Genomic DNA, 21,490 nt, shown 5'->3' with positions numbered 1-21,490 from the left:
AATGATTGAGAAGCAAAAAGTGTATTCCCCGTACATAGTAAGTAGTAGGAGTAATACTAGAATAAAAAAAGAAGCTCCGCTATTGCGCAGAGCTTCTTTTCATGGGGATCAAAATGGACAACATCAATTATTCGACCGACTCTCTATCCGATTAATTGCACTACTTGATCTTTAGAAGGAATAGACGAGATCGCACCTTTTCCCGTGGTTGTTAAGGCACCGCTAGCATTGGCAAAAGCGAGAATTTCTTTAACATGCTCTGCTACAAGACTTTCTAAATTGTCTTGAGTCGCACCCTTATCTAGCAATTGATACAGAAATCCGCCAATAAATGCGTCTCCCGCTCCTGTGGTGTCTTCTACTTTCACACCATATCCTTCAGATGAATAGTGGTTGTTTTGCAAATAAACATCGGCACCGTTTGCACCTTTTGTAAACACGACTACTTTTACGTCTCCTGTAAACAACGACGCAATCGCTCTTTGTTCATCCGCTATTCCCGTAATAAACTCCAGTTCTTCATCAGAAACTTTAACGATGTGAGACATCGGAATAAATTTCAAAATCGTGTTTCTGCATTCTTCTCCATCTTCCCAAAGAGGCAAGCGCACATTGGGATCAAAACTAACGACACCACCATAAGCTTTCGCTAATCGAATGGCTTCAACATGCGCATGCTTCATCGGACTTTCAACTAAGTCTACAGAGCAAAAGTGCAAAATGTCGCCGTGATCAAACCACTCGCCCTTTATTTCTGAAGCAGTCAGCAGTAAATCGGCAGAAGGGTTTCGGTAAAATGAAAAATCACGTTCCCCGTCTTCACGTAAAGACACGAAAGCTAATCCAGTAGGGGCTTGTCGTGTTCTTGAAATTTTATCGACTTGAACACCAGCCGCTGTAAGTTGCTCCAACAGAAAATCACCAAACGCATCTTGTCCTAATTTGGTAATCAGTGAAGCATTGCCCCCGAATTTTGCTACAGCGACGGCGACGTTTGCAGGAGCACCGCCCGGAACACGCTCAAAAGAGGTCACATCTTTTAATGCTAATCCTTTTTGTTGGGGGATAAAATCGATTAATAACTCGCCAATTGAAAGTAAATTCCCCACTCAACACACCTCTTTCTCTCCATATGATTTTCTCAATAATCCCACTTTACTGCTTTGAAATTTACCGATCCATCGGTTGCAAAAAAGCGAATTTCCTTACTTTCTGCAGAAGGGAAAATCCGGGAAGTAAATACGGCTTCTCCATCATTCACAAAGATCTCTACGGACGAAGAATCTACAAACAAGTGGAATTTTATTTTTTCTCCATCGAGTTGATATTTTCTTTCTGTGCCATACGCGATTGCTACTTCTTCTCCGGATAACGTGCGATCTAGTATCACTTTCTTTTGCGTCGCATCGTATTGGATGACTGTTTTTTCTTCTCCACTTGCTCGAAATTCAACTCCGTAAATCGCAGCGTCTCCTCGTTCAAAATCACAAACTAATTCATAAGCAGCACCAGAAAACTCATCATAGGTTTTCACTTCATTTGTTATGGAGCCTGACACTTCTGTTTTTGATTTACGAAGAGATTCGAGCTCTGGAATTGGTGTTTGGCGCAACTTACCGTGTCGAACCGTTAATTCTCTCGGAACTGTTAAACAGTGGGCCCATCCATTCACGTCACTCGGATACTCTACTTCTGGTAACCCCATCCATCCGACTAAAATACGTCTACCGTTAGGATCTTCCATCGTTTGAGGTGCATAAAAATCAAATCCTCTATCAAGCTCTTCAAAATTTCCATGAGTCATTTCTTTCTTTTGTAAATCGATTTCTTCTCCTAGCACATATCCTGCTTGATAAATGTTTTGGTAACGATCGCCTTCTGGTTGGACTCCTTGCGGTGATAAGATCAACACCCCTTGATCTCCCAGTACAAAGTAATCTGGGCATTCCCACATAAATCCGAAATCGTCCAATTGTGTTTGGACTTCGCCTTCAAACTTCCATTCAAATAAGTCAGGCGAACTTAATAACCCAACACATCCTGTTTGATCTGTTGTTTGCGCGCCAATCACAGCGTAAAATTGTTCGCCTTCTTTCCATACTTTAGGATCACGAAAATGCTCTGTATAGCCTTCAGGTACATGGTCAAAAACAGACTCGTTCAACTTTAAAATTGTGCCCTCTTTATCCATCACGGCGATGCATTGATGAGGGTGTCTGTCTAACTTTTCATCCCGCGTGTTGCCTGTGTAAAACAAATATAATTTTCCGTCATGCTCAATGGCACTACCTGAATAAACGCCATGACTATCAAAATAACTGTTTGGTTCAATGGCGATCCCAACATTTTCCCAGTTCACCAAATCTTTTGACTTGGTATGGTACCAATATTTTAGTCCGTGAAACGGACCTAACGGATGCCATTGATAAAACAAATGATATTCCCCCGCGTAAAAACAAAAGCCATTCGGATCATTTAACAAACCTGAAACTGGTTGAATATGGAAAGTTTGCCGCCACGAACAATTATTGACTCTTGAAACTAGCAACTCAATTTCTTGCTGGCTAACCTCTTCTATTCGCGTGTATTTTTTTACTTTTTGTAATTTCATTTTGGTAAGCTCCTTTTAGCAAACACCATTCCGATTTACTAAAAATTTTTAGTATAAATTGATAAAGACCCCTATTACGGAACCGGTTCCGTAATAGGGCATAAAACTCTCTTTGCTTTAATACTAGTTTACGCTATTTAGACCAACATTAACTGTTCTAAGTCTTGAGATTAAACCGATACACTCAATAACACATCATTTTTTTCGACCACTTTATTGTCTGTTTGAATGATTTCTTTGTAAAGACTTGAGTTGGTAATGATGACGGGCGTTGTAAGATCGTAGCCTGCTTCTTTGATTTTTTCCAAATCAAACGTTACCAGTTCATCTCCTTGTTTGACTCTGTCTCCTTGTTTAACTTTCGCTTCGAAATATTTCCCTTGCAACTCGACCGTGTTCAACCCAATGTGGATCAACATTTCTACGCCTGTATCGGAAGTAATACCAATTGCATGACGCGTTGGAAAAAGAGCGGTAACGACGCCGTTTACTGGCGAAAATGCTGCGCCAATTGTCGGTTCAATCGCGATTCCTTTGCCCATTGTTTCAGTTGAGAACACAGGATCATTAACTTCGCTCAAAGCTTTTACTTTGCCAGTTAATGGACTTACAATATTTTGTCCTTCGATAAGCAACTCACCCGATTCGATTGTTTTGGCTTCTTTGCTTTCATATCCTAATAACAACACCGCTAGCGCCGTACCTAAGATTGAAAAAGCAATAACAATCACATAGCCAATGACCGGAAGAAATGTCGGGATTGTAAAAACGCCACCAGCTAATTGTGTTGCTTCGACTCCTAGCCCTCCAGCAAGTGCACTCGCCAGTCCGCCCATGATAACAGCGATCACAAATACGCGCTTATAGCGGAAAAATAGACCGTATATAACCGGTTCTGTAATTCCAGACAACACACTCGGGATCAAAGCAGCACCCGCGATTGCTTTTAAGTTTTTGTCTTTTGTTTTTAAGAAAACGCCTAGTGCTGCTCCACCTGCAACCCAAACCGTTCCCATGACAATTCCCAATAACGCATCACTACCGGTAGTTGTAATATTCGATAGCATCAGCGGGATAATTGCCCAGTGAAGCCCTAAAATTACGATAAATACCCAACCCGCTCCGAGTAAAAGCCCTGTTAAAACGGCACTCTTATCCAAAACAAAAATGGTAGCTTGTAAAATCGCATCTCCTACATAAATACCGAAAGGTCCAAAAATCAACACTGTTAATGGCACCATTACGAGTAAAGATACCATCGGAATAATAATCATGTGTAACTGAACGTGAAATGCTTTTTTGAGCAGTCTCTCTAATAGTGAATAAATACTAACAGCAACAAACACAGGAAGTACAGTTGACGAATAATTGATCAGTACTACTGGTATGCCTACAAATGAACTAATATCTCCCGCTTCCGATAGACTCGTAAAGTTTGGCTCCAGTAAAGCAGCTGCTATAACGGCTGAAATATACGGACTTACACGAAGCTTTAAAGCCAATGTTACCGCTATCAAAATTGGTAAAAAGTAAAACACGGCATTCGCAGCAGCAGATAATATAGAATATGTTCCACTTTCAGCTGACAATAAGTCCAGCATAACCAAAACAATTATAAGCGCTTTCAATAAACCAGAACCACAGATGACAGGGATTAGCGGCGTAAACGTGCCGGATATCGTATTAAAAATTCTTGAAGACAACCGGCCTTTTTCTTTCGTCTCTTCGGTAGCATCTGAATCCGCTCCGAAATTACCGATGTTCATAATTTCACTAAACACGCTTGAAACTTGCGGGCCGATGACCACTTGATATTGTCCGCCACTTTCAACAACTTTTAAAATCGCCAATTTTTCCAATTCTTTTTTATCGGCTTTTTTATTGTCTTTCAAATTGAATCTTAACCGAGTCGCACAATGCGCAACGCTTGATACATTTTCTTTTCCCCCAACCAAACGAATAATGTCTTCCGCCAACTTTTTATAACTCATTTCCCCATCTCTCCTCTTTGATTCAGTTTTTTGGAACCGGTTCCATTTCAAGCTATTATAAAACCGGTTCCATTTTTATTCCAATAAAACCGATTCCATTCACTGATTATATTACCGCTTTAATTTATTGTCAACGCTTTCTCGCTCAATTATCTGATAATCAGACAATTGAGAGCGTGGAATTTCGCCACCGTTCAATAAGGTTACTAAACTAGTGGCTGCCATTCTCCCTACTTTTTCATAATGAAACTTAACTGTTGTTAAGCCAGGATGGATAATTCCGGTTACATCATACCCGCCAAATCCAGCAATTGATAAACTGGATGGAACGTCAATCTCTTTTAAATGAGCAGCCTTTAACGCTCCTAAAGCAATATTATCAGTTGCACATACGATAATCGAAGGATCAAAACTCTCAATGATGGAAGATGTCACTTCAACTGCATTTTCCATTTTAAAGCTAGTTTCATAATAATTCACTTCACAATTGTCGTCTTCACTGATTGCTCTTTTAAACCCTTCTTTTCTTCGTACGCCTACAGCTATATCTTTTTCGGTCACACCTAAATAAGCAATTTTTTGATGACCGTTTTTCAACACGTATTTCCCTAAATCATAGCCAGCCGAATCATCGTCATGGATTAAACTGTACAGTTGATCGTGTTGTTGACCGACTAGAATCACGGGTAAATTTGTTTCTTCAAATGCTTTTAAGTGTGCCTCTGAAATTTGTGTGGCCAGTAAAATAATCCCGGCAACTTTTTGGTTGTACAAACTATAAATACTTTCTATTTCGCGTACCAAATCTTGACTGGTATTAGCGATCAACATTTGATAATTCAAACCTCTCAGTTGTTCGTCAATCCCCATCAAAACTTGAGAAGAGGCAAACGAATCGAGACGTGGCACAATCGTTCCGATAATATTTGGTTTTTTGGCTTTTAAACTTTGCGCAAAGTTATTGGGCGTATATCCTGTTTCATGTATAATTCGCTCGATTTTTCTTTTGGTGGCCACGCTGATCGAACCGCCATTAAGATACCGCGACACGGTGCTTTTTGCTACACCCGCTAATTGAGCTATATCCGCAATTGTTTTCATGATTCCAACTCCAAAAGAAGTAAAATTTGTATCTTTAGTATATACCAAAATAACATGAAACCAGAAAGAAAGGTAGAAAGCATTGTCGCTCGCTACCTATTCCGTTCATTTTCCGGCTCGTATACATTATGAATGGCAGCTACAAAACCTTTGCAGCGAATGTAAGTTTTGCAAGTAGCTAGACGCGAGTAGAAAAAAAGGTGTTGCAGTACGTAAGAAATTGGATGATATACTGGACCATAGGAGAAAAATTACAGAAAGGAGCTGATGGATAAAAAATGCGTTCTTTTCACTTTAACGGCAGCCGAATTGTCAAAACCGGGATTGCCATCTTTTTAACCGCCGTCATTTGTGAATGGTTTGGGTGGCCGCCCGTTTTTGCAGTAATCACTGCCATCGTGACGATCGAACCTACAGTTAGCGACTCGATTAAAAAGGGACTCGTTCGGTTCCCAGCATCCGCGATTGGCTCTGCATTCGCTGTCCTCTTTATCACACTTTTCGGGAATTCCCCGATTACTTATACGCTCGCTGCAGTAGCAACGATTTTAGCTTGTTACCGACTCAATTTGCATGCCGGTTTACTGGTTGCCACATTAACCTCTGTCGCAATGGTCGAAGTGATTCATGAACATATTTTGATTTCTTTTTTTATTCGTTTAGGGACGACGACCATTGGATTGTTAGTATCTACTGCTGTAAATATGCTCGTGTTTCCGCCTAACTACCGAAAAGATATTTTGAAGAGCATTCAACGCATTGGGGAACGCGCGGGCAATATGTTGGAAGAGACATTCCAAACCATCCTTTTTGACAGTGACGCGAACCGTCAAAAAGAGCAGTTGATCGTAAAAGAACTGATCACTGAAATTCGAAAAACCGAGAAACTGATCCATTTCCAGCGCGACGAATCCAGTTTGTATCCGTGGGTTCGCGAGCGAGAAGCTGAGCTTCAAATGGCAGAAAAGCAATTGCTCTTTTTACATAACTTAGAATTCCATTTAGATGCTTTGCTTTACATCCCGCTGCACAACTTGTCCTGGACCACTGCCGAGCGACAAGTTATTATGCACGCTGTAACTGAACTTGCGAACGACTTGAAACACTCGATCGACTACGATCACGAAAAGCATCAATGCCAATTAAAAAATATTACCGATCTGTTTTGGGACAACAGTAAAGGCATCACAGCAAGTGACGCCAGGCGCCCTACTGAATTCCCCCCTGAATTCACGATTCTTTACGAGCTGATCACGATTTACGATTTGGTGGATAAGTTTTTTGATCCGGGGAGTGTGAAAGTTGCGCAGGAGGCGGAGAAATAATTGTAAGATGGATCCTATGTCGCAAACACTTATTGCTGTATATTTTTAAAGATAAATGGGTTAAAGCCATCGTATTAAGCGAAAAAAAACAGGAGCAGCGCCAGGGAATAACTGGCACTGCTCCTTTCTAGTTTATTTTTTCCGCTCTATCCACCATTTACTGTTTGGCGTTATTTTTTACAAGCACTTTCAAACCTTGGCCCATATCAGAAGCCAGGACGTAATTGCGATCCACGAATACACCCCAGACATTTGCTTGGTCAGGCGTATATTGGCCGATTTGTTTCGGGTTGGCCGGGTCAGTGATATCCACTGTATAAACTCCGCCCGCATAATGGCTCAAGTAAAGTGTGTTGCCATGCACTTTCGGATCGTGCACCGTATTGTTAAACGTCGGGCCATCTTCGACTTTTTCGGTCAAGTCCGTTTTAAACTCACTCAATAACACAGGATTCGCTTTATCTTTAATATCAAAGATTCGCGTATAGCCATAGGACTCCTCGTAGCCCGGACGCACCGGCATAGAGACTTCACGGGTTTCAATCAGTACATTGCCGCCTTTGGCCAAAGCTGCTGAATGGGCTGAGCCTTGCTGATTAGATGCATAGTCAGTGCTGCTCAAATAGACTGGATTTTCCGGGTCGGTAATATCAAAGATGATGGTGCCAAGATCCCACATGGAAACATAAGCATATTGCGCATTATTGTCAGTGATGACACTGTGATTGAACACAGGACGAGTTTTGCCATCCGGCGATTTCCAGTGGTAGCCATTAAAATCAGCGGGTACTTCATCCAGAATCCGTGGATCGAATTCCCACAATGTTTCCGGTTCTGCCGGATTGGACACATCGACAATCGTAAAGTCTTTGTGTTCGCCGTGGCTGTAGTAATCAGCGTATGGATTAGAAGCCAGGACAAGTGCTTTGTTTCCTTGCATCGTCAAGTAAAGTTCATGGGTACCGCGCGTGTTTTCGTAGGTTTCCCAGTAGCCAAGCTTTTTGGGGTTGGTCGGATTGGTCACATCATATAGCAAGAATCCGCCGGACGTATCTTTTGCATTGCGGTTCAACTGCTGGACACTCACGACGGCTAGGTCACCTTTGAAGTCGGGAGTATTAATACTTTTGACGATGACTTTTTCCTGCCACGTATTATCTACGTCCTCGTTTGCAAAGACCGCAACTTCTACCGGATTGGCAGGGTCTTTCAAGTCAAAAACTCGAACGCCGCCGTTGCCTCCATTGGCTGTATGCGTGCCGACGTAGGCATAGCCTTTATAGGCGAAGACATCAGCTGTGTTGTTTTGGACGCCATCAATTTCTTTTAACTGAGCTGCGCCAGCTTCCTTAAGGAATGAAAGATTTTTAGATCCTTCCACCTTCGCTTCGCTCAGATTTGCAATTTCTTCATTGGAAAATACTCCTTGCTCTCCTTTTGATACACCTGAACTATCGAGTTCATCGTGCGCCAAAGCAGTAGGGACCACTGATAGCGCCAATACGGAAGCAAGCATTACATGAGCAAAAGACTTTTTAATCACCAATATATTTCCTCCTTTTGGAAAATCACTCTTATTTCTATTTTATTCTATTAAATGGAAATCATAATAACAACTACGGAACACGAAATAATTTGAATATTTACAAAAATAAATCAAATGGTATAGCTTCTATGAGTACTACTGAACTACCATGCGGATTTTGTATTGGTCCATTGGTTGTCATATATAGTGCATCTCACAGGGAACGGTAAAATTCGTGAAACACTTTCAGCTGCACAGACTATTGAATTTGAAAATACTAACCACGAGTTAGTTGACTTAAGAGATTCCTTTCACATAAAAAAAGCCGCATATTTAACTGCGACTTTTTTATGTAAATCTGTCCTCATATTAGCTTTTCCTTACCCAATAAACCTTCCTACTCGGCAGTTCTAAACAATTTAATTGCCCACCGTAAACCGCGCCTCCGTCGATTCCGATAATCTGATTGTCGCCGAAATAAACAGCGTAATTTTCCGTCTCTCGAAGTACAAAGGTCGGAGTGTGGCCAAAAATTACCGTCTTTTCTCCCGAATATCCTTGGTGAAATTCCTGGCGAATCCACATTAACAGGTAAGGGTCCGTTTCGTGAGGCGGGATACCCGGTTGAACCCCAGCATGCACAAAAATATAATCATCCGTTTCATGGTAATAAGCTGTTTTCCGAATAAACTCAATATGCTCCCAAAAGAGTTGTGACACAGGAAGAGTTGTATCCACTACGGAAAAACCGTAGTTTTGCAATGTAGCTAGTCCCCCATTACGTATCCAGTTGATTTTCGCTCCAGGTTCCCCGTCTGCCGCCTCCAGCATCATTTGGTCATGGTTGCCCCGCAAAACAATGGCTCCCTGCTTTTTCAATTCCATGACGCGGTCCAATACCCCTTTTGAATTCGGCCCTCGGTCTACATAATCTCCTAGTAAAATCAGCTGATCTACTGCGGCGTCATATTCTACCTTCTCCAATAACTCATTAAACAATTCAAGCTCTCCGTGAATATCACTAATCGCTAAAAGTCGGTTCACCAGAGACACCCCTCCGCTTTCGTTTTCCCTCTTATCGATGTATCAGCATGGAGATGCCAAGCAATCAACAAAGAGTGTTTTTTAGTATGGTTTCAACTATTCGTTTTTCGCGCGCACATATGCATAAGCCCTATCATCTTCCATCACTTCAACCAGCAATTCGGACGGAATCTCTTTTTCCGCTACTTGTTGCTGGCTGATTTTTTTGGGCGAAAGTTCCTTTAAGCTCTCCAAATTGCGGTATTTTAAAGCCTTGATGCCAAAATTAATCTTCACTCTGTAGTTTTCTTCGATGCTTTTTACTTTTTCTTCGATCGCTCTAATGATGGAATGGTTCTCTACAACAATCGCCGCTAATGCCTGTGATTTGACGGCCGCTTCCTCAAAGTTCCGGATGGTCCGGAGATACGGTTCGTAGCATTCCTCAATAAACTGTACATTGAGCAGCACAAGCTCTTGCTTGGCGTTAAACTGCCCAACAAGCTGCTCGTACTCTTTTTTCACGGGAGCTTCTCCCCATTTCCGTAGCGTTTCGTGTTCTTTTAAGCCTTCGATGTTTGCAACGATCCCTTTCAAGTCTTTCATCAATACGTTTAAATCTTGCAAGGTCGCCGTATAAAACCCTTCAATTTCTGCATCTTCCACCCCACCAAGCGTAATGCCGTTTCGGCGGAAGCGTTCAATGACTTCTTTGAAATAGCCAAAGCGCGCCTCGATCCGTCCTGCAAAATCATTTTCCCGGTGCTGAATCAAAGCTTCGAGCTTTTGTTCCATGCTTTTCAAGGAGCTTTGGATTTCCATGAGCTGTTGCTGGCCAACGACCGTCGTCAACAAGTTCACGCTCGCGTGTGCCAAAAGCGCTGGATTTATACGCTTCACAAGAACCGCTTGTTCATAAATTCCTTTCACGCCCTCTTTTTTCACTGCCGGCATATACCCTTTGCCATCTACCCGACCAATCAACTTCATGCTCTTATCTTTCAGACCCTTCACTACTTCCGGGCTGAACTCCACGCGGTACGTCCGACTTTGGTGGAGCACGACCGCTCCGTCTTTTAGGGTCTGGGCAATAATCGGAATCATATTCGTGGGCAGTTCGATTTTCTCATACCCGCTTTTGACGACTTCCTCTTTATCTACTTCCGATACTGTCGGGTTCAACTGGCTGTCATCATCTTCTGGCTCTGGTTCAACCGTATCGCTTTCTTCTGTCGTTTCTTCAACGTGTAGTTCTTCTATTTGCGCTAAGGCCTGCCTTTCCTTTCTAAAGTAAATAAAGACAGCAACTAGCAAAGTCAGTATCACTGCAACCGAAATGAAAATGTATTCCACGGGCTTTCCCTCACTTCTTAAATAGTCCTGGAACGCACATAAGAGCTTTCTAATTCGCTCTTATAGATTTCAGGTAAATCGATTCACTCTATTCATCTTTACCCAATTTCGCAATTGCTTACCTTCCTAATTCTCTAGATCGCACATTATTTTTGAAAATGAATAGAATGAAAAAAGCTACACCTGCGATGTTGATTTCGCAGGTGTAGCAATGGATCAGTTATATACTATTGTTTGTTGTCGTCATCCATTAGAATTACTTCTGTCTAAGGAGCCGGTTTTCATTTTTCTTCATGAGCGTCAGTAATCTCTCGCATTAACTCAATCCAGTCTTCCCTTTTAAAATTATAATAAGCTAACTCAATTTTTCTTAAAACCAGGTGGATACTGTCAAATTTTTCATCAGAGCGGAACCGCCACCAGCTTTTCACAGTAGACGTCTTCGTACCAGGCGGATAATACATTAACGTTCCTTCAGGGTTCATAATTTTTTCTAGCTTGCTGTCATCAATATAACCATGCGGAAAATCGATATAAAGCCCAAGTGACGCTTTGTGTGGTTTAATCGTTCCGATTTTATGCGTAGATTCCGCATCTTGGTTCTCGAGTGAGTCACTCCACAGAACCGGTTTTTCACTGGTGATTACAAGCTGATCGTCTACACTCGGCTCAACTTTACAATGAGGAAGCCCCTCAAACACATCGAGTATCTCACCTAATTTTTGTTTTACTAATCCGTCCATTGTGTCACTCCTTTATGTTTACTTGCTTATACTATCATTGCATATTATTGCTTTGTTTCCCAGCGCACTCGTCTATTTAACCCTCCCCAATCTTCCCCAACTCATCCAACAACCCGGTCCGTTTCGGATACATAAATTTCAGTTCTTTGATCAGCCCCGCTTTTTCCATTCGTTAGCCCAATCGCAATCGCCACAAAGTTAATTTCCTCTTCCCAGGGAGCAAAACAATTATAAAGCTAAACAAAAAGAACCTTGAGACTGCCAAGGTTCTTTTTACAATTATATATATTAAGCATTTAATTTATATTGGTCTGCCTTCCCATGCATACTGTTCTCAGTTGTTAGGTCATTCAATTCTGCAATAACAACCTTAGGAGTAGAAGGGTCAAATACTGTAGAAATATAGCTAACTTTAAATGTGTAGGTAGCTTTTATGCGGAAATTTTGATATTCAGGTGAATTTTTTGTGGTTGTCCAATAAAGAACATTGCCATCTTTATCTCCTAAAGCGACTACACGATATTCGTCATTTTTAAAGCACGACAAAAGCTTAAGATCTCTCGTATATTTCTTCCCTTTTTCAAATCCGTTCACTTCTTTAATCGCAAGCACCATCGAAATACACCTCATTCCATAGTGGTATGCACTTAATATAACAGAACCTATGTTCGATTACCAGTCGGAAGACTGAAAAAGTTTGAATATTTCGTTATTTTTATCGCAGAGTCGATTTAACCTAGCTCACATACTTTACTTTTTCACATGTCAAAACCTGTCCCTATGTATAAAATCTAACTTGTTCGGAATAGTTTTTTATACAGAGGCAAACTTTAATAATTTAATTACCTGTACAGACAAAAAAAGCAGGCAATCACGGGTTTCCATGATTGCCTGCTTCTTACTATTGTTATAAAGTTAGATGCTTTCAGAGAACAATAACTTATTCCCCTCCTGCAGAAACCTTATAAACCATACCGCCATCCGTGATGGCAATAAGCGCGCCAGCCTCAGTTACAAGAATGTCACGGAAACGTTCGCCTTCATCTGTTAACAGACGTTCTTCTCCAACAATCATGTCATCTTCAATAACGACACGGACAATATAGCTCGGTGCTAAACCACCGATGAACAAGTTGTTTTCCCACTCAGGAATTGCGTCATTATCATAGAATGCCATACCACTTGGTGCACTTGTTGGATCCCAATAATATCTTGGTTCCACAAAACCTTGCGCCTCGTGTTCTGAAATACCGCCATTGATCAAATCACCAGAGTATTCAATACCATAAGAAACAATTGGCCATCCGTAATTATTACCAGGTTCAATAATATTCAGTTCATCCCCAGCTTGTGGACCAAATTCAACAATCCATAAGTCTCCTGTTGCAGGGTTATAATCTATCCCTTGAATATTACGGTGACCGTAGCTGTAAATACCATCTAGCGCTTCTTCATCTTCGATAAACGGATTTGAATCTACCGGTTCTCCGTCTTGTGTAATGTGAATAACTTTACCTAAGTAAGCATCCAAGTCTTGTGCACGTTCGCGAATTGGGTCATCTGAACGCTCACCAGTTGTTAAGAATAGGTTGCCTTCCTCATCAAAGATAATGCGTCCACCATAGTGAAGTGTACCTTCATATGCTGGTGTCGCTTGGAAGATCACTTCAAAATTTTCAAGTGAAGTTTCATCTTCAGATAACATCCCTTTACCAACTGCAGTTACCGTACCGCCTTCGATATCTTGAGCAAACGTCATAAACACTAATCTTGATTCATCAAAATCAGGTGCAACCGCTACATCAAGCAAACCACCTTGATCTTCGTTATTTACTTCTGGTGTACCTTCGATTGGGTCTGACACAGAGCCTTCATCAAGATTGATGATAAGAAGTTCTGCTGCATCTCTTTGCGTCACAAGCAAGCGGTTTGGTTCAAACTCTGCCATACCCCAAGACACGCCAAGACCGTCAACCACTACTTCCGTATTAATTTCTGTCTCAGTCACTACTGCAGGTGCTCGTGTTTGTTCTGGGAATGCTGGTTCAAACTCCGTAACTTTTGGTTCAGTTTCTGCGCTTTCATTAGTGCCCTCTTCAGCGCTTTCTTCTGAGCCCTCTTCTGTACTTTCTTCTGTTACAGGATCCGAGTCATCGGTTGTTCCTTCTTCTGAAGAATCGTCATTGCCACATGCTGCTAAAGTCAATACAGACATCAGCATTGCAGATAACATTAATCTTGACCACGAAATTTCCGTCATCTTTTTTCCTCCCCTTTTCTAAAATATTTAACTGAATAATAGATCACAATTCAGTTCCCAGAATCCAGTAATAAAATTGGTTAAGACTTTCTTATTATTACTAAAAACTCCCTTATAAACGTACTTTCCCTTAAACCTGCTCCAGCAAACCGATTTTTTTAGCATAGATGAATCATATGCAGTATGTGCTCGATGTGTTAGAAAAACCTTTTCATCTCTTTGCATCTTTTCTCAGCCACTTCGCCGTCACCGTATCTGACTCGAGCATCGCTTCCGGTGTTCCCTCAAATAGGATTTCTCCTCCTCTTTTACCGCCACCTGGACCCATTTCGATGACCCAGTCGCTTGCCGCGATAAAGTCCAGGTTGTGCTCGATGAGGATCACCGAATTCCCTCTGTCAACGAGTCCTTGGAATACAGCTAATAGGTGGGCATTGTCTTTTGTGTGCAGTCCCAATGAGGGTTCATCGAGCAAGTAAATCTGCCCTTCTTTTTTCAGGTGACTGGCGAGTTTGAGACGCTGCACTTCGCCGCCGCTCAACGAACTGGTCGTCTGGCCGAGTGTCAGGTAGCCCAAGCCGACATCTTTTAAAGTGTCCACTTTTTTAACGATTTTCGGCATTTTCAAATAATGATTGGTTTCGTCAATCGACAGTTCCAAAATCTCCACAATATTTTTCCCTAAGTGACGATACGACAGCGCCTCATCAGAATAGCGCGTTCCTTTGCACGCTTCGCAAGTAACGGTGACGGGATCCGCGAATGCCACATCCGGCGTGGTGACGCCTTTGCCTTCGCAAACAGGACAGGCTCCTATCGAATTAAAGCTGAATAAGCCCACAGGCTGCCCTGTTTCTTTGGCAAGAATCGATCGGATGTCATCCATGATTCCCATATAGGTCGCGAGTGTCGAACGGCTCGATGTTCCAATGCCACTTTGCCTCACAGCGATGGTTTCGGGATAATTTTCTATAAATGCGTCAAACATTAACGAACTCTTCCCAGAACCCGACACACCGCATACCGACACCAACACGTTTTTCGGAATTTCCACACTTACATTTTTTAAGTTATTCGCAGATGCATTGTTGATTGAAAAACTGTTTTCTACCTGTCGCGGGGTTTTATTGACAGCGACTTTATGGTTTAAATCAGTGATCGCGGATGCTTTCTGCAAGCCTTCTTGTGCGCCCTGATAAACTACTCGACCGCCGGTCACACCCGCACCCGGACCCATTTCGATAATTTCATCCGCTATTTTAATGACGGCCAAATTGTGTTCGATGACGACGACGGTGTTGTAGTTGTCTCTCAAACTTTTCAGCATGTGCGTCAACTTCTCGATTTCTTCTGGATGCAGCCCGGCACTCGGTTCGTCGAATATATACGTGATATTGTTCAGACTGCTGCCCAAGTGGCGCGCAATTTTCACGCGCTGCGCTTCCCCTCCAGACAAAGTGCCCACTTTTCGCGCCAAACACAAATAGCCAAGTCCCAAATCCACCAGCTGCTTGACACCCGGTAACACCTGCTGCGCAATCGACGTACCAACCGGATCGTTTATTTTCCCCAGTTCACCCAGCAAATCCGTCATTTCCAGCCGGTCGTACTGCGCGATATTCAAGCCGTTGATTTTGCTTTCCAACACTTTCGGATTCAACCCAGAACCTTCGCAGATCGGACACAGTGTACGTGCCGTTACCGCCAGCACATCGTCCTGCGACGTTACTTTCAATTTTGAGAGGTCTCGGTTAATGTACAAGCGGATAAACCGAGGAAGAATGCCGTCCCATTCGATGTCTCGATTGCCTACTTTGTAATAATAAGTACTGAATGCCCGCTCGCCTTCCCGCGGACCGTAGACCAGAAGATTGTATTTTTCTTCTGTGTAATCCTTGATGGGAAGGTCTGGATCAAACAATCCGCCGTCCACCATCCATCTTCCTTGCCAGCCGGGCGGCGCGAGCGGTCTGAATCTTACCGCGGACTCCCGGAGCGACTTCGAATGATCGATGAGTTTGTGGATATCCGGCGCAATAATTTCGCCGAGTCCACTGCACTCCGGACATTTGCCGAAAGAACTGTCACTCGAAAACTCGGCGGCTGAGCCGATCGGCGGGCTGCCAATCCGCGAAAACAGCAAGCGGATCAACGGATCGATATCCATATAAGTGCCAACAGTTGAACGCGAATTTCCTCTTACCGGTTTCTGTTCGACAACGACCACCGGACTTAAATGCTGCATCAAGTCGGCACGCGGCCGTTCATACCTCGGCATCTGGTGCCGGATATACAGCGGGTAGTTCAGCGTCATTTGCCTTCTGCTTTCTGTTGCTAATGTATCAAAAACAACCGAGCTTTTGCCTGAACCCGACAGGCCGGTAAACACATTTATCTTCTCTTTCGGGATATTCAAATCGACATTTTTCAAATTATTTTCCTGCAACCCTCTCAGGATGATTTCATCTCTTTTTTCTGCCATGGTGAACTACTCCTTTTCTGATCAAGTCAGGTGACTAACCTATTGATATAAGCGTTCCCTATTTTGGTCCCGTTTACACAAACGGTTATTGGATGAGGAAATGAATAAACAGGAAAAGCCACACCCGCAGTATTTATGCTGCGGGTGTGGCAATGTATGGAGTATGAATTGTTGAGTATTGTCAAAATCATTTAGAATTTTTTTGCACAGGGGCGTGATTTATATATTTCCTTTTTTCACGTAATGTTTGCGTGCTTTTTCACGATTCCCGCAAACTTCCATTGAACACCATTGCCTTCTGCCGCTCGTATCGACAAAAAAAGCATAGCAAAGTGAGCTCTCGCATTTTTTAATCTTTTTAAAAACACCTTGTTGAAAGGCTTGGATCATCTCAAAAGAAAGCAATGCCAGAAACCCTTCTGTGCCTCCTTTGCTCGACACTGGTGTAAATGTTTTATCAATAAAAAGAGGGGCATCTTCGGTGTAAGTGGCTAAAGAAGCTAAAGGAATTTCATTCCCTTCCGGCCCAGACAAATACCCCCGCCATTGATCACGAAATTCTTTTACCCGCTCCACATCAATTGGGGACTTGTGAAGCTTTTCTGCTTGCTGCTGATTCAGTATGCCTTGTTGCGTCATAAACGAAAGCCAATCTTCCAGGCCGTTTTCTTCATCAAGAAAGTCCGTCACGGAAACTTTTTTGATATTAATCGTATTTAAAAAATTGATAAACAAATACTGACTGACATAGGAATATCCTGTTTTCGAATCCTTCTCCATGCGAATCCTCCTTCAAACAGAATGATTGACTTACATTCTAACATACCGTAAAGTTCGAAACTAACCGCATAAAACATTTCAAATAGTTAGACATAAAAGCGGTCAATACAATCAATAGATGAAAAGGGAGTTTTACTTTTATGACAACCAATATGAAGAACGAGTTTGAGCAATACGTAGAGAACTTTAAAGCAACAGCGCCTGCAGAAGTCCAAGAGAAAATGCAAAATGCTTTGGAAGAATTGGAAGCATCGAGCGCAGAAAAAGGATTGAAAAAAGGTGAGAAAGCACCAAACTTCAACTTACCGAATGCAACTGGCAAAACAATCGAGCTTTATGAACAATTAAAGCAAGGACCCGTCGTCCTAACATTCTATCGCGGAAACTGGTGCCCGTTCTGTAATATGGAGCTACGCGCGTACCAACAAATCATTGGTGACATTCACGGACAAGGCGCTGAACTGATTGCCATCAGCCCACAAACTCCCGATCAATCCATGTCCATTCAAGAAAAACACGACTTGGAATACATCGTATTAAGCGATGAAAGCAACGAAGTGGCGAACCAATTCAACTTGGTTTATCAATTGCCGGAATACCTGGTTGAAACGTATAAAGAAATCGGACTCCGCGTCGACCAGCATAACGGTGACGATACGTGGACGCTTCCTGTATCAGCAACCTACATCATCCAAACGGACGGAACGATTGAATTTGAATACACCAAATCAGATTACAAAGATCGCTACGAACCTTCTGATGTACTGGAAGAACTAAAAAAACTTAAATAAGTTAATTGGAAAAAGCTATCCCGAAGTCATTTACTGACTTTATGGGATAGCTTTTTTATTTTTACCTGAATTATTCTATTTGAGTTAATTTCATCGGTTACAGTTTCCTATGTCGCAAACAATTTAAACACAATTTACACGAATGAATATAATAGAAAGCCACACCCGCAATGTTGATGCAGTGGGTGTGGCAATGTATGGAATATAAATTGTAGTATATTGTCAAAATTGTTTAGAATTTTTCTTTCCTAGGAGTGCGATTTATTAAGTTCCTCATATAGGCTTAAACAGTATTATGATTATTCTTCCGTCGTTGTCGCTTAGGGTAATAAATGAAAATCAGCAGTGGAATCAGCAAAACAAAAAAAATGGCCAGCACCGGAATCAGGAAAATGGCCAGCACCGGAATCAGGAAAATGGCAATCGGTACTGTCGTTGCAGTTACATCTTCTGCAACGGCGACAGCAGGACTGAGCAGCGCGGTTTCGCTTACCCCTTTAACAGCAGTCACCACAGTATGTGATGCCGTGGCAACTCGACCTCCACCAATAATGGCGATGCTCCATTCTAGCAGCGGATTCATATCTCCGATGAAGGACGCTGTCAGCAGGATACCCGCAAGTGCCGCGATCGGTGTGGCAATAAGTTTCATCATCGACCCGACAGCTGGAATATAATTAACCGCTACTTCAAATACGATTGCCGCTCCGAAAGCAATCAACGCAGGGGTGCTGCCGAGCCAGCTAAATCCTTCTGACACGGTAATCTAGTCTGCCCGTTCAAAAACACCGGTTATAAATAACGGCGTAAAAATCCGGAACCCGACTGTTGCGCTTAAAGCCAGGCCGATACAGATTACAAGAATCATCTCCATAAGAAGTTCCACTCCTATCCAAAGACTTTTCACCATTATATAGGAGCCGGTTATCAAGCGCTCGTTAATATTATATTTCGTTGCAGGGAGCAGAACAATTTTCACACAATTTATAAAGATGAATAATATGAAAAAGTCGTCCCCTTAACATAGATGCAGGGTATGCAGCAATGTATGTGATATAAATTGTTGTGTATTGTCGAAATCGTTTAGAATTGTTTCTTTCCCAAGGGCGCGTTTTTACACCTGTGTGCAGCACAATTTCTACATAGTACATAAAGATGAATAAAATCAAAAACCACACTCGCAATATTATTGCAACAAGTATGGCTTGAATAGAATATAAATTATCATGAAATTCCAGAATATCCCCCCTTGCAAAGGAGCGCAATTTTCTAAATCGATTTAATCGAATTGTTTTAAAGCAGAGAAACAAAATTTTTATGACTTAATTTTTTGAATTTCACTTTCTTGATCTTTTATAAAATTTAATACTAATTTCTCAAATTGAAAATCTATATCATCAATAGTTTTTAATTTTTGTTCAGGTACATGAAATATGTTTAATAATATATCCCTTTTTCTGCTCTCTTTTAAATCATCTGGTCTATGAATATATGTACTTTCATTGAAATTATACTTAACTTCATAATACGTTTTCACAAAGGTTTTGATGTTTTCCGGATTAATTTCTTTACACTTTTTAGTATTTTTCAACATTTTCTTTATTAACCAATCTAAATGATAAAGATACTTAGTATTGTTAATTTTTGAAAAATAAAATATCCATCCATATGTATATTCCTTATTACTGTTACCACTTATTTTTTTACTAATTGTTCCAGTAATCTTTACATTCATCAAAAAGACAAATTGCTCTGGTGACATTTTTATGTTTCTTTTAAAATTTGTGAACATATCTACAATAGATTGTTCAAACTTAATTTGGTTCGATTTTTTTACATTTATTTCGATTTTTTTTCCTAAATCTTTAAAGTTATATCCCAGAAAATCAAATCCATCGATCAAGTAACCCGAATGAGTTTTTTCTTTATTAATGGGTAAAGCATGTTGCCCCTCAATGTCATATATAATTTCTTTTAAAAGATTTTCACTATCTTGTTCTTTACAAAATACCAAAATATCGTCAACATATCTTATATAAAAGACATTAGCACGATTCTCATACTTAGTATCTAAATCTCTCATATAAATATGTGCAAGTATATTAGATATAGACAATCCTTGAGGTACTCCTCTTGTGATTTGTGTATCCGCATTAGATATCTGACCTTTAGTTTCAGTTATTATTGCATTTTTGACTAATCTGAGAATCTCATGTTTCTTAATTTTCGTTTGCAATTTGTCCACCAAAAGCTTATGGTTTAAATTCCCAAAAAAATTAGCAATATCGATTTTAATAAACATATTATATTCTGTAAGTTGAGGAATTATTATATCTATACAAGTTTGCGGTAATCTTTGACTCTCATTATTATAGGTCTTTTGAAGTGTTAACTGCAAAGCTTTTAAAACCATCTTATCTCTTATGGTAGGAATTGAGATCACACGGGGAATACTGTATCGACTTTTTAAAATTAACTTCTCTTTGTATCTAGTAAATTTATAATCCCCAGATTTCACTTTTTTATTTACTAAAGAAATTTCATGTTCAAGGTTATTCTTGAATGAAGTGTAACGAATATTGTCTATCCCTATTGCTGTATTTTTATGTATATACGATTCAAATACTTCATTTAGTCCTTTTATAGAGTATTTTTTATTAAACTCTGAAGAGGCTGACATTATAACACTCCCAATTGAAGAATTGAAAAGATAAGAATTGGAAAAATTACTATAACACCTTTATATAAATTAATATAAAAAATCACCCGTTTGTATGCGCTAGTACTTTTTCCAGTTTTTTCTTCATTTTTATTAAATAAAATATAGTCTTTTTTTGTTTGATTATCATGTTTTCCTAACTCACTAATATAACGTTGCTTAATAAGAAAAAACTCTTTTGCTTTTTCTTCTTTAGAAATAGACTCTCTTAACAATAAGTTATCTAAATCATTTTCAATATGTGCTAATTGTGTGTAGGAATCTTTATATTGTAGAGCTTTCCCTTTATAATCAGCAGTAGAAGAATAAATTGCAAAACCAAAAACAGCGATAGAGGCTATTAAGACATAAATTTCTTGAGAAGTATTAGAGTCCACTAATTGAAAGATTGAAGCAGTGAGTAACCAAAATGTATAGTAATTCAAAACAAAATTATTAAAACTACTATTATTTTTCATTCTCTCTTCTGCGTTCATTCTTATCTTTTTTGTTTGCCAAACTCTATTATCTCTGTATTTTATAATATCATTATTTAAATTATCCATAGTTTCCCTCCAATTTAAATGGCCCCCAATTGGTTAACGGAAGATTAAGATTCGTAAAAGTAACGAATCTACATGACTTGGCATGTAACAAAGCGGTTAGGTTATCTTTAAATCGCTTTAAAGATCGGATAGGGGGCCAACTTTAATTATAGTTTTAAGTTACAGAATTATCAAATTATTTTATATAAAGTAACTTTTACAAGAGTCCGTCAAGAATTATGTGTAAATAAGTAAAAATCTT

Annotated in this window: 17 protein-coding genes; 2 read left to right on the top strand and 15 right to left on the bottom strand. The window is 40.5% G+C overall.

Annotated elements, in window-relative coordinates; translation table 11 throughout:
• Window positions 1-143: 143 nt before the first annotated feature.
• The 4 genes from BCM40_RS03415 to BCM40_RS03400 all read right to left on the bottom strand — a co-directional run bounded on the left by BCM40_RS03415 (window position 144) and on the right by BCM40_RS03400 (window position 5,703).
• A complete protein-coding gene (locus BCM40_RS03415) occupies window positions 144-1,109 on the bottom strand; it encodes a carbohydrate kinase family protein (protein ID WP_065527145.1) in 966 nt (321 codons plus the stop codon).
• A gap of 32 nt (window positions 1,110-1,141) precedes the next feature.
• A complete protein-coding gene (locus tag BCM40_RS03410; protein WP_065527146.1) occupies window positions 1,142-2,611 on the bottom strand; it encodes a glycoside hydrolase family 32 protein in 1,470 nt (489 codons plus the stop codon).
• 170 nt (window positions 2,612-2,781) lie between these two features.
• Window positions 2,782-4,602, bottom strand: coding sequence for a beta-glucoside-specific PTS transporter subunit IIABC (locus BCM40_RS03405; protein WP_065527147.1), 1,821 nt, complete (start codon window positions 4,600-4,602; stop codon window positions 2,782-2,784).
• A gap of 111 nt (window positions 4,603-4,713) precedes the next feature.
• Window positions 4,714-5,703 carry a LacI family DNA-binding transcriptional regulator gene (locus BCM40_RS03400; protein ID WP_083394463.1) on the bottom strand — a complete coding sequence of 330 codons (990 nt, stop codon included), beginning with the start codon at window positions 5,701-5,703 and terminating at the stop codon, window positions 4,714-4,716.
• 278 nt (window positions 5,704-5,981) lie between these two features.
• Here BCM40_RS03400 and BCM40_RS03395 point away from each other — a divergent pair, with 278 nt between their 5' ends.
• On the top strand, window positions 5,982-7,028 hold the full coding sequence (locus tag BCM40_RS03395; protein WP_065527149.1) for an FUSC family protein: 1,047 nt from the start codon (window positions 5,982-5,984) through the stop codon (window positions 7,026-7,028).
• Between the two features lie 157 nt (window positions 7,029-7,185).
• On the opposite strand, the gene BCM40_RS03390 is transcribed toward BCM40_RS03395, so the two are convergent.
• The 8 genes from BCM40_RS03390 to BCM40_RS03350 all read right to left on the bottom strand — a co-directional run bounded on the left by BCM40_RS03390 (window position 7,186) and on the right by BCM40_RS03350 (window position 17,194).
• Window positions 7,186-8,571, bottom strand: a complete 1,386-nt coding sequence (locus BCM40_RS03390; RefSeq protein WP_420330057.1) for an LVIVD repeat-containing protein — start codon at window positions 8,569-8,571, stop codon at window positions 7,186-7,188.
• A gap of 351 nt (window positions 8,572-8,922) precedes the next feature.
• Window positions 8,923-9,597 carry a metallophosphoesterase family protein gene (locus BCM40_RS03385; protein WP_065527150.1) on the bottom strand — a complete coding sequence of 225 codons (675 nt, stop codon included), beginning with the start codon at window positions 9,595-9,597 and terminating at the stop codon, window positions 8,923-8,925.
• Window positions 9,598-9,693: 96 nt separating this feature from the next.
• Window positions 9,694-10,929 carry a DUF1572 domain-containing protein gene (locus BCM40_RS03380; RefSeq protein ID WP_065527151.1) on the bottom strand — a complete coding sequence of 412 codons (1,236 nt, stop codon included), beginning with the start codon at window positions 10,927-10,929 and terminating at the stop codon, window positions 9,694-9,696.
• A gap of 281 nt (window positions 10,930-11,210) precedes the next feature.
• Entirely contained in the window at window positions 11,211-11,672 is a 462-nt protein-coding gene (locus tag BCM40_RS03375; RefSeq protein ID WP_065527152.1) for a hypothetical protein, read from the bottom strand.
• 288 nt (window positions 11,673-11,960) lie between these two features.
• Window positions 11,961-12,287 carry a hypothetical protein gene (locus BCM40_RS03370; protein ID WP_065527153.1) on the bottom strand — a complete coding sequence of 109 codons (327 nt, stop codon included), beginning with the start codon at window positions 12,285-12,287 and terminating at the stop codon, window positions 11,961-11,963.
• A 325-nt stretch (window positions 12,288-12,612) separates the two neighbouring features.
• The gene (locus tag BCM40_RS03365; RefSeq protein ID WP_065527154.1) at window positions 12,613-13,932 is read right to left on the bottom strand and encodes a PQQ-dependent sugar dehydrogenase; all 1,320 of its coding nucleotides are present in this window, start codon (window positions 13,930-13,932) and stop codon (window positions 12,613-12,615) included.
• A 211-nt stretch (window positions 13,933-14,143) separates the two neighbouring features.
• Window positions 14,144-16,414: an excinuclease ABC subunit UvrA gene (locus BCM40_RS03355; protein ID WP_065527156.1), complete on the bottom strand. Its 2,271-nt coding sequence runs from the start codon at window positions 16,412-16,414 to the stop codon at window positions 14,144-14,146.
• A gap of 219 nt (window positions 16,415-16,633) precedes the next feature.
• Entirely contained in the window at window positions 16,634-17,194 is a 561-nt protein-coding gene (locus BCM40_RS03350; protein WP_065527157.1) for a CGNR zinc finger domain-containing protein, read from the bottom strand.
• A 140-nt stretch (window positions 17,195-17,334) separates the two neighbouring features.
• On the opposite strand from BCM40_RS03350, the gene BCM40_RS03345 reads away from it, so the two are divergent.
• A complete protein-coding gene (locus BCM40_RS03345) occupies window positions 17,335-17,985 on the top strand; it encodes a peroxiredoxin-like family protein (protein ID WP_065527158.1) in 651 nt (216 codons plus the stop codon).
• A 283-nt stretch (window positions 17,986-18,268) separates the two neighbouring features.
• On the opposite strand, the gene BCM40_RS03340 is transcribed toward BCM40_RS03345, so the two are convergent.
• From BCM40_RS03340 to BCM40_RS03330, 3 genes are all read right to left on the bottom strand, one after another.
• Window positions 18,269-18,745 carry a DUF4126 domain-containing protein gene (locus BCM40_RS03340; RefSeq protein ID WP_238323749.1) on the bottom strand — a complete coding sequence of 159 codons (477 nt, stop codon included), beginning with the start codon at window positions 18,743-18,745 and terminating at the stop codon, window positions 18,269-18,271.
• Between the two features lie 555 nt (window positions 18,746-19,300).
• Entirely contained in the window at window positions 19,301-20,665 is a 1,365-nt protein-coding gene (locus BCM40_RS03335; RefSeq protein ID WP_065527159.1) for a reverse transcriptase domain-containing protein, read from the bottom strand.
• Window positions 20,665-21,249, bottom strand: coding sequence for an SLATT domain-containing protein (locus BCM40_RS03330; protein ID WP_065527160.1), 585 nt, complete (start codon window positions 21,247-21,249; stop codon window positions 20,665-20,667). The genes BCM40_RS03335 and BCM40_RS03330 overlap by 1 nt, the downstream gene beginning before the upstream one ends.
• Window positions 21,250-21,490 lie beyond the last annotated feature (241 nt).

This window comes from Planococcus donghaensis (assembly GCF_001687665.2).
In the GTDB taxonomy this organism is placed as follows: Bacteria; Bacillota; Bacilli; order Bacillales_A; family Planococcaceae; genus Planococcus; species Planococcus donghaensis.
Note: the sequence above shows the minus strand (reverse complement) of the source record. Positions and strands in the feature narration are given on the sequence as shown.

Coding starts and splice junctions, on each gene's coding strand:
- BCM40_RS03410 (WP_065527146.1), bottom strand. CDS start 2,611: ATGAAATTACAAAAAGTAAAAAAATACACGCGAATAGAAGAGGTTAGC.
- BCM40_RS03405 (WP_065527147.1), bottom strand. CDS start 4,602: ATGAGTTATAAAAAGTTGGCGGAAGACATTATTCGTTTGGTTGGGGGA.
- BCM40_RS03400 (WP_083394463.1), bottom strand. CDS start 5,703: ATGAAAACAATTGCGGATATAGCTCAATTAGCGGGTGTAGCAAAAAGC.
- BCM40_RS03395 (WP_065527149.1), top strand. CDS start 5,982: ATGCGTTCTTTTCACTTTAACGGCAGCCGAATTGTCAAAACCGGGATT.
- BCM40_RS03375 (WP_065527152.1), bottom strand. CDS start 11,672: ATGGACGGATTAGTAAAACAAAAATTAGGTGAGATACTCGATGTGTTT.
- BCM40_RS03370 (WP_065527153.1), bottom strand. CDS start 12,287: ATGGTGCTTGCGATTAAAGAAGTGAACGGATTTGAAAAAGGGAAGAAA.
- BCM40_RS03365 (WP_065527154.1), bottom strand. CDS start 13,932: ATGACGGAAATTTCGTGGTCAAGATTAATGTTATCTGCAATGCTGATG.
- BCM40_RS03355 (WP_065527156.1), bottom strand. CDS start 16,414: ATGGCAGAAAAAAGAGATGAAATCATCCTGAGAGGGTTGCAGGAAAAT.
- BCM40_RS03350 (WP_065527157.1), bottom strand. CDS start 17,194: ATGGAGAAGGATTCGAAAACAGGATATTCCTATGTCAGTCAGTATTTG.
- BCM40_RS03345 (WP_065527158.1), top strand. CDS start 17,335: ATGACAACCAATATGAAGAACGAGTTTGAGCAATACGTAGAGAACTTT.
- BCM40_RS03335 (WP_065527159.1), bottom strand. CDS start 20,665: ATGTCAGCCTCTTCAGAGTTTAATAAAAAATACTCTATAAAAGGACTA.
- BCM40_RS03330 (WP_065527160.1), bottom strand. CDS start 21,249: ATGGATAATTTAAATAATGATATTATAAAATACAGAGATAATAGAGTT.